Here is a 9,143-nt window from a genome sequence, read left to right as displayed (position 1 = left end):
ATCGACACCGACCACTCCATCCGCGGCCGGATGAGGGGAGAACGGCCGCGCACGGCATGATCTCGGGCTATAACAGCTCAGGTCACGGACCCGACACCCGCGTGTCGCGAGTTAGCCAGCAGAGTCACCAACGGCAGCAAACGCTGCGGTCAGCGGACTGCCCGTTCGCTAGTCGTCCCGTCTCCCGCGATGTCACGTCTAGGCCCCCTGTACCGTGCCTGTTCCGTCAGCGACGGAGCGCGGCCGGAATAGGCGGTCATCGATCGCCCTACGGGCACGCTCGTGAGAGCCCGGCTGCATGTGCGCGTAGACCCGGAGAGTGAAGGCCGGATCAACGTGGCCCAGGTACTCAGCGAGTTCCCTGATTGCGACACCACCCGTGAGCATGACGCTCGCGTAGTAGTGCCGAAGCTGATGCAGTCCCTGAGCCGGCTGAGCCGCGCGCCTCGCCACGGCGGGCGTGCGGCTCTTCGGCCGGTCCCGCCTCGCGGTCGCGCTGCCCGGTTTGCCGGCCTTTACGTCGCAGGCGTTCGTACGGCATCAGCTACTGCGGCCAGATCTGGCGGGCGCGTGGAAGGTCCTCGATTCCGCCGCCGAGAGGAATCACGCCCCATAGGAACGGGATGACGTAGTTGGGTGGCTCGCCGAGAAGGTCCGGGAGTTCATCTTCGGTGATGTCGAGGGGGAAAGGCCTGCCCCTGCGGTCCGGCGCCCATCCCTTGTCGAGTGCACGTCGGATGGTCGATTCCACCAGGACCGGGCGTACAGCGATGGCTCGCTCTCCGAGCCAGTTGTCGGGCCGGGCACAGGGGAGGGTGACCTTGAGGACATTAGCGGGTTGTGTGGCGTGTTCCACCGAGAAAGAGAGGGGAGTCCAGCCGTTGCCTTCGCAGTAGGTGGGCCTGTGACGGATGCGCCACCGGAATACCACGTCGGCCACGGTGATGAGCCGAGAGCCCTTCTTGGGCATCGCCATGAATCTCTCCTGCCCCGCCCGTGTCCCGTGAGGCGTCGGAACCAGAGCTGCACCGTGGTGGATCCCCGGGAGCGTAGCGTCTAGCCGAGGACCTGAGCGACCGAGTAATCAGATGAGCGGCGGAGGCGTCCACGCGGACCTCCTGGGGACCACGTTGGGACCACACGTCATGCGCATAGCCGCACGACCCGCACGTCACCAAACGTCGTTCATCGCTCCCTGAAGCCTGTTGAGCTGCAAGAACGCCTACCCCCACTTCCTGGGGGTCAAGAGGGTTCGGGACGGAGTCGAGAACTCGAAGCCTTGTGGTGACATCGGGTCTGGCTCAGTTGCGACTGTAATTGAGTTGGACCTCGTCTTCCTTGTAGGCGGAGGAGGAGATATCCGCCAAGACCCGTACGCGCCTGCCGGACAGGTCGATCAGTACGGACTGGTAGCCCTTGCCTGACCTCTGCAGGACGATGAGATGCCGCTCGTCCCACCACCCGTACAAGTCAAAGGCACCGCCCCAGAGTTCGCCTTTCGGCTTGCTGGATGCGCTGTCCCACAGGCAGATGTCCGCAGCCCGGTCGGCGGTGCACCATGTTGCGAATCGATCACCCGAGGGCGAGAAGGCGTTCTCCCCGCCGGCCAGCGTGCCCGCCCGTTTCATTGCACGATGGAGCTTTCCATCGGGCCGTAGGAAGCGGATCCCGCGCTTGATGTCGGTGGGATCGTACTCGACTACGTACTTGCCGTTGGGAGTCCACGCGAAGTGGGCGTGACGCCAGGCCTTTTTCAGGGGGACATAGCGACTCGTCGCGCTCACGGCGTCGATGATAAGGAAACCCGTAGTGGTCGAGATGTTCTTGCGGACTTTGAAGACCAGTTGAACCGCCTGCTTCCCGTCGCGGGACCAGTTGAAGATGCCGCCGTTGTACGGCTGGCAGATCGTCCGAATTGCGCGCACCGTGCCCAACCGTCGGCTCACGAGATCGAACCATTCACAACCGGACTGATCAAGAAAGGCGGCTGACTCAAGAGCCAGCGAACCTCCGGGAGAGACAGAGACCCGCCAGTGGGCTGGCATAGGCGAGAACCGGTTCTTTCCGTACTCCCGCAGGTACGGCATGGAGCGGCCCCTCTCGACAAGTCCGTACGAGGTGACGACCATGGGATCGCTCGCCCGTTCGTGCAGCACGACGTCGGTCCCGGACAGACGGATATCGACAGCCGCCCGCGCCACGCCGGGGAACAGAACGGCCATGAGAATCGGCGCCAGCAGCGCCACGGAACGTGGCACCAGCGTCCTACGGCGAACACCGCGACTGGGGATCATGTCCTGCATAGCCGGAAGATTAGGGGTGACTCGCTTCTATCGGAACCGGGTGAGCCGGGTACCGCAGGCCGAGACAGGTCGTGGACGCCCCTACGAGCGACGCAGGCCGGGGTCGACACGCGTGACGAGGCCGGTGGGGCGAGCGGGTCCGTCGTTCGCCGGAAGTCGTCCGCCGTTGGCAGCGACAGGGGCCGTCGGCGCGAGAAACGGCGAATGCCGCCTCCGGATATCCGGGGCGGCATTCGCGATCGTCAGATCAGTGCGCGAGCGCGTAACGCGTGGGGTTGCTGATCGTGGTGCAGTAGTACCCAGCGGGGGCCAACTTGAGGTCGATCTGGCAGGACCGAGCGCCCGCCGAGGTGTACGGATAAGTCTTGACGACGGTCTGCGCCGACGCCGCGCCCGAACCGAGGACGATGCCGGTGGCGGCCATGGCGACGGCGATTGACACTACTCGGGAGGTACGCTTCAAACGGATCTTCATGCGTGATCACACTCCTCGCGCTTGACTGACAATGATCATTACATGAGCGTTAGAGCCATTACCAGATCGTCGACGTCACAAGATCATGTGATCTGGGTCACATCGTGCGCGTGTCCGGCGGGACGTGCTTTTCACGCGTCCGGAGGGAGCGAGCCGCCTGCCGCGCGAGGCGCGCAACGTGATGTCCAGCCGTTGTAAAACTGGCCGTGCGCCTTCGGCTGGTACCCCGCGCTCGATCGGCTTTACGCCTACGGCGGTTTGCCCGAGGTCTTCGAGGTGGCCGCCACCGTCCGCGCCTTCGCCTGGCCGCCGACACAACGCATTTGCTCTCGCCTCCGGCGGCGAGTGTGAGTGAGCCGCGTAAAGGTCCAGCTCAGACCGAGTCGCGAATGGCATTGCCGCCCGCATGTCACCTCCGCTGCGGTGACTGGCCCGCAATAAACGTAGATCCTATATCTTGTGCGATCTATGAAGAGCTTCTAGGGTCGGTGCAAACCTGACGCGATCCGGGCTCGTCGACACATGCCGCAACCGGAGCTTCCGCATTCGGGCACCGGGGAGCCGGCATTTCCTCCGACGCGTCCAGGTGGTTCGCGTTAGATGTCCGCGAATGGGAGATCGCATGAAGCGTGGATCATGGCTTCGAGCAGGGCTCGCCGCGTTATGCGCCGCACCGCTGGTCGGTGTGGCGGCACCGGCGAGTGCGGTCCAGGGCGAACCGGACTACGAGCCCACGTGGCAGTCCCTGTCACAGCACACGGCGCCGGCCTGGTTCGACGACGCGAAGTTCGGCGTGTTCATCCACTGGGGGCCGACCTCCGTGCCGGCGTACGACGAGTGGTACCAGTACCAGATGAACAGCCGGGGGAGTAGCACCTGGCAGCATCACCGCGACACCTACGGCAAGGATTTCAACTACGACGACTTCTTCCCCCGGTTCACCGCCGACAAGTTCGATGCGAACGCCTGGGTGGATCTGATCAAGGACTCCGGCGCAAAGTACTTCGCGCTGACGACCAAGCACCATGACGGCTACGCGCTCTTCGACAGCCAGTTCTCCGACCGCAACTCGGTGGCGCAGCCACCGCACCGTGACCTCACCGGCGAGCTGTTCGCGGCGGCGAAGGAGCGCGCGCCGGAACTCAAGCGTGGGGCCTACTACTCGATCTGGGAGTGGCTGAACCCGGCGGAAACCGGCCGGCAGCCGACGAACCCCTACACCGGGGCGCAGATCCCCTACACCGGCTACAAGCCGTTCGCGAAGTACCCCGAGTTCCTCAACCTGCAGATGCGGGAACTCATCGACAACTACGACCCGGACCTCATCTGGTGTGACGGGGACTGGACGCACAACGCGGCGTACTGGAACCTCATGCCGACGCTCGCCCACTACTACAACCAGGCGAAGAGCCGGCAGCACCCCAAGGAAGTGGTGGTCAACAACCGCTGCCGCATTTCCGACCAAGGCTCCCACACCGACCGGCTCCAGCCGGACTACCTGACCCCCGAGCAGGTGGTGCTGTCAGACATCCAGCCGTTCAAGTGGGAAACCTCGGCGACCATGGGCACCTGGTTCTACCTGGACAAGCCCGGTTACCACGTCCCGACCGCAGACGAACTCGTCGAGCAGTTGGTCGACGTGGTGAGCAAGAACGGCAACCTGCTGCTGAACATGTCGCCGTTGCCCGACGGGACGATCCCTGCCGATCACCAGGCGAAGCTGCGCGAGATCGGCGACTGGCTGCGCATCAACGGCGAGGCGATCTACGACAGTACCTACTGGAACCAGTTCGAAGACCGGACGGCGAACGTGCCGGTGCGGTTCACGGCGAAGAAGAACGCGGTCTACGTCACGGCGTTCGACTGGCCGGGGCAGCAGTTGGACCTCGCGGACGTCATCCCGGCGAACCCGGGCACCCAGGTGAGGCTGCTCGGCGCGAAGAGCTCCGCCCCGCTCGCGTGGCATCGGGAGAACGGCCGCATGATCGTTCAGATGCCGGCCGAAGGCGCGGAGGCGACGGCGAGCCGGCATGCCTACACCTTCAAGATCTCCACGCCCGGCATGCCGCAGCTGCGTCTCACCGGTGGCGTCACCGAGCAGGTCCAGCGTGGGGGGACGGTGCCGATGACGGTGACCGTGTCGAACAGCGGTGCCGAGCCGAACCCGGGCGGCAGCGTCCACATCGACGCCCCCGCCGGCTTCACCGTGGAATCGTCCACCTTCAAGCTCGACGGGCTGCCGGGGGGTGGTTCGCAGACGTTCCGGACCAACCTCAGCGTGGCGCCCGATGCGCCATTCGGCGAGCACGACATCGTCGTGACCGCCAAGGTGGGCAACACCACCTTCACCACGCGGACCGCGCTCGAGCTGAAGAAGCCCAACATCGCGCTGAACAAGCCGGCCGTGCAGTCCAGCACCTTCCCGAGTTCGGGCGGCGACTTCTCGGCGTCCAAGGCGGTTGACGGCGACACCGACGGCCTCCACCTCAACATGAGCCACACCAACAGTGAGAAGAACGCCTGGTGGCAGGTCGACCTCGGAAGCAGCCAGCCCATCGGGGAGGTCGCGGTTTGGAACCGCGCGGACTGCTGCACCGAGCGGCTGGCCAACTACCACGTGGTGGTGTCCGACGTGCCGCTGCCGGAGCGCGCACTCACCGCCGAGGAGATGGCCGCGCCAGGCGTGTGGAGCACGCTGCAGGTCGCGCCGGCGGGCCGGCCCACGAAGGTGTCGGTCGACGCGACCGGGCGGTACGTGCGGATCCAACTCGCCGGCACGAACTACCTGACGATCAACGAGGTTCAGGTCTCTCCGTCGGGCGACTGACGGCACGATGACGGGCGCTGTCCCTGAGGCGGCGCCCGCCATCCGTTCAGGCCACCGGTCCGATCAACACGGGCCGGGAGGCACCGGCGTGGCACCCACATACATGCCGTCTCTGCTGCGGTGGTCGGCTCGATCACCCAACGCAACTGAAGGAGGAGAAGTGTTACTCAGGCGGAACCCACGCATGCCTCGGCGACGCGTGCTCGGAGTCGGGGTCTCATCTATCGCTGTGCTGGTCAGTTCGACGGTGATCGCCGCGCCGGCAATGAGCCAATCGGCCAGCACGCTGCCAGCACTCACGGTGGTGACGGATGCATCGACGCAGGACGCCGACCACAGTGGGATGACGCTGTGGTACGACGAGCCTGCCACAGACTGGCAGTCCCAGTCATTACCGATCGGCAGTGGGGCCCTCGGCGCAACCATCTTTGGGGGTGTGGGCACCGAACTGCTGCAGTTCAACGAGAAGACCCTGTGGACGGGTGGACCGGGATCCGCCCAGGGCTACAACTTCGGCAACTGGAAGTCTCCACGGCCGAACGCAATACAGGAAGTCCAGGACAAGATCAACGCTGACAAGCGAGTCAGCCCCTCGTGGGTGGCGAGCAAACTAGGCCAGCCGAAAGCCGGATTCGGCGCCTACCAGACGTTCGGGGAGCTGCGGCTGACCCAGCTCGACGCTCCGAGTACAGTCAGCGACTACCGTCGCGCGCTCGACATCGCCGACGCCGTTGCCAGCGTCACCTACCGAAGCGACGAGGTTCGCTACACGCGCGAATACTTCGCCTCCGCGGCCGACGATGTGATCGTCGCGCGATTCATCGCAGACAAGCCGGGGTCCATCAGCTTCATCACCGCCATCACCGCACCCGATAACCGCAGCAAATCCATCACCGCCAAGGACGGCCAGATCACTCTCGCCGGCGCGCTGAAGGACAACGGTCTGCGCTTCGAGTCACAGATCCAGGTCCTGAACATCGGCGGCCAACGGACCGACAACGACAACGGTTCGGTGACGGTGAAGGATGCCGATGAGGTCGTCCTCCTGCTTGCCGCCGGGACGGATTACTCGGAGAAGTATCCGACGTACCGCACCGTGGACCCGCATGATGCGGTCACCGGTCGCATTGATGCCGCGGCCGCGAAGTCGTTCGACCAGCTGAAGGCAGCGCACACCGCGGACCACCGCGCGCTGTTTGACCGCGTACGGCTTGACGTCGGCCAGCAGATGCCGCAGATCCCGACCGATGATCTATTAAAGGGCTACCGTGACGGCTCAGCGTCGGCGGAAGCACGCAAGGCGCTCGAGATCCTGTACTTCCAGTACGGCAGGTACCTCCTCATCGCGTCGTCACGTGGCGGCTCGCTGCCCGCGAACCTGCAGGGGGTGTGGAATAACTCCATTTCCCCCCCGTGGTCGGCCGACTACCACGTGAACATCAACCTGCAGATGAACTACTGGCCGGCCGAGACCACGAACCTGTCTGAAACCACGGCTCCGCTGTTCGACTACGTCGACGCGATGGTCGCCCCCGGCGAGGTGACCGCCAAGGAGATGTTCGGCAACCGGGGCTGGGTCGTGCAGAACGAGACCAATCCCTTCGGGTTCACCGGGGTGCACGACTGGGACACCGCGTTCTGGTTCCCCGAGGCAGGCGCATGGCTGGCGCAGCACTACTGGGAGCATTACCTGTTCACCCGAGACGAGCAGTTCCTGCGCGACCGTGTCTACCCGATGTTCAAGTCACTCTCACAGTTCTGGATCGACGAGCTTGTCGTGGACCCACGCGACGGGAAGTTGGTTGTGAACCCGAGTTACTCGCCGGAGCAGGGTGACTTCTCCGCTGGTGCGTCGATGTCCCAGCAGATCGTGTGGGATTTGCTGACCAACACGACCGAGGCAGCGAAGATCGTCGGCGACACAAGCGAGTTCACCACCGAGCTCGCCGACACCCTCGCACGGCTCGATCCCGGTCTGAGGATCGGTTCGTGGGGTCAGTTGCAGGAGTGGAAGGAAGACTGGGACAACCCCAAGAACACTCACCGGCACGTCTCGCACCTGTTCGCCCTGTTTCCGGGGCGGCAGATCGCGGCCGCGAACGATCCCAAGTACGCGGACGCGGCCGCCGTCTCGTTGCGGGCGCGCGGAGATGGGGAGGCAGTCGGATGGAGCAAGGCATGGAAGGCCAACTTCTGGGCCAGGTTGCTCGACGGGAACAACTCGTACAAGAACCTGTCGGCGTTGCTCAAGAGCAACACCTTCACGAATCTTTGGGACAACTGCTGCGGTCCGTTCCAGATCGACGGCAACTTCGGGGCCACGGCTGGGGTTGCCGAGATGCTCCTGCAGAGCCATGCAGGCACGATTGACATCCTGCCTGCGCTGCCGGACTTCTGGAGGGACGGTTCGGTCGACGGTCTCCGAGCCAGGGGTGCGTTCACGGTCGGTGTGACCTGGCAATCCGGCTCCGCGTCGAGCATCCGGATCGCGTCTGACAAGGGCGGGACCGCCAAACTGCGCAGCGAGATGTTCAACGGCAAGGTATTCGTCTACCGCAGCAACGGTAAGCCGGCGGACTACACCGTCGAGAATGGCGTCCTCACGCTGCCAACCAAGGCCGGCGAGGAGTACCGCATTGTCGCCCAGGCGACGGTCGCCGCCGCAACGCCGGACGGCGCGCGCGCCCCCGGCTCCGAGGTCCCGGTCTCCGTCACGTTGTCGGCCGCGGATCGGCAGGTCATCCCCACGACCGTCACGAGGCTCGAGGTACCCGACGGTTGGGCCGTCGCGCCGATGACAGGACGCTCCATGCCACTCAAGCCGGGAAAGAGCACGGCTCTGGACTTCACCGTGACGGTGCCGCGCGACGCGGCCGACGGGAGCTACCAGATCGCAGGCGTGGTCTCCACCGATGAGTGGACGGTACGGGCGCCGGCGCGCATCGACGTCCTTCGCGAGAACCTCGCACTCCGTAAGCCCGCAGAACAGTCCAGTACCTACCCCTCCGGAGGAGGAGTGGCTTCCCGTGCGGTCGACGGCAACACCAACGGCGACTTCAGCAACACTTCGGTCACCCACACGAACCTCGAGAATCAACCGTGGTGGCAGGTTGACCTGGGCGTATCCCAGGACATCGGGGAGATTCTGGTGTGGAACCGCACGGACTGCTGCTCCGAGCGCCTCAGCGACTTCTACGTCCTCGTGTCCGACTCACCGTTCACCAGTGCGTCGCTAGAGACGACAATGCAGCAGCCCGGAGTACACGCCTTCCGATACGCCGGGACCGCCGGCACCCCGACCCGCATCAACATCGGTAAATCCGGCCGCTACGTCAGGGTGCAACTCACTGCGAGCAACTACCTGGCACTAGCCGAAGTGCAGGTGTTCAGGCCCTAGTGCCCCAGGGCCGGGATTTCTAGTGCCGTGACCGGCAAGGTTTGCCCGGAAGGAGCGGTGTCCAGGGTGGTGCATCGCAAGGCGGAGGAGGAGGTCGTAGCGGAGCCTACGGCCGACATTCCCGGGCCCCGCGGAAAGTCC

At 64.8% G+C, this 9,143-nt stretch carries 6 protein-coding genes; 2 read left to right on the top strand and 4 right to left on the bottom strand.

The annotated features are described in order from the left end of the window. Positions 1-198 precede the first annotated feature (198 nt). The 4 genes from QSK17_RS35355 to QSK17_RS35340 all read right to left on the bottom strand — a co-directional run bounded on the left by QSK17_RS35355 (position 199) and on the right by QSK17_RS35340 (position 2,778). The gene (locus QSK17_RS35355; RefSeq protein ID WP_285710986.1) at positions 199-453 is read right to left on the bottom strand and encodes a tyrosine-type recombinase/integrase; all 255 of its coding nucleotides are present in this window, start codon (positions 451-453) and stop codon (positions 199-201) included. Between the two features lie 91 nt (positions 454-544). After that, entirely contained in the window at positions 545-976 is a 432-nt protein-coding gene (locus QSK17_RS35350; protein ID WP_285710984.1) for a hypothetical protein, read from the bottom strand. A 325-nt stretch (positions 977-1,301) separates the two neighbouring features. Continuing rightward, positions 1,302-2,303, bottom strand: coding sequence for a hypothetical protein (locus tag QSK17_RS35345; RefSeq protein ID WP_285710982.1), 1,002 nt, complete (start codon positions 2,301-2,303; stop codon positions 1,302-1,304). Positions 2,304-2,550: 247 nt separating this feature from the next. Then, on the bottom strand, positions 2,551-2,778 hold the full coding sequence (locus QSK17_RS35340) for a hypothetical protein (RefSeq protein ID WP_285710981.1): 228 nt from the start codon (positions 2,776-2,778) through the stop codon (positions 2,551-2,553). 622 nt (positions 2,779-3,400) lie between these two features. Between QSK17_RS35340 and QSK17_RS35335 the strand changes: the two genes are divergently transcribed. Beyond that, positions 3,401-5,605, top strand: coding sequence for an alpha-L-fucosidase (locus tag QSK17_RS35335; protein ID WP_285710978.1), 2,205 nt, complete (start codon positions 3,401-3,403; stop codon positions 5,603-5,605). A gap of 229 nt (positions 5,606-5,834) precedes the next feature. Beyond that, positions 5,835-9,002: a glycosyl hydrolase family 95 catalytic domain-containing protein gene (locus tag QSK17_RS35330; protein WP_285710976.1), complete on the top strand. Its 3,168-nt coding sequence runs from the start codon at positions 5,835-5,837 to the stop codon at positions 9,000-9,002. Positions 9,003-9,143 lie beyond the last annotated feature (141 nt).

This window comes from Microtetraspora sp. NBRC 16547 (genome assembly GCF_030268965.1).
GTDB lineage: Bacteria > Actinomycetota > Actinomycetes > Streptosporangiales > Streptosporangiaceae > Microtetraspora.
The sequence above is the reverse complement of the archived record's forward strand: the minus strand, read 5'-3'. Positions and strand labels throughout refer to the sequence as shown.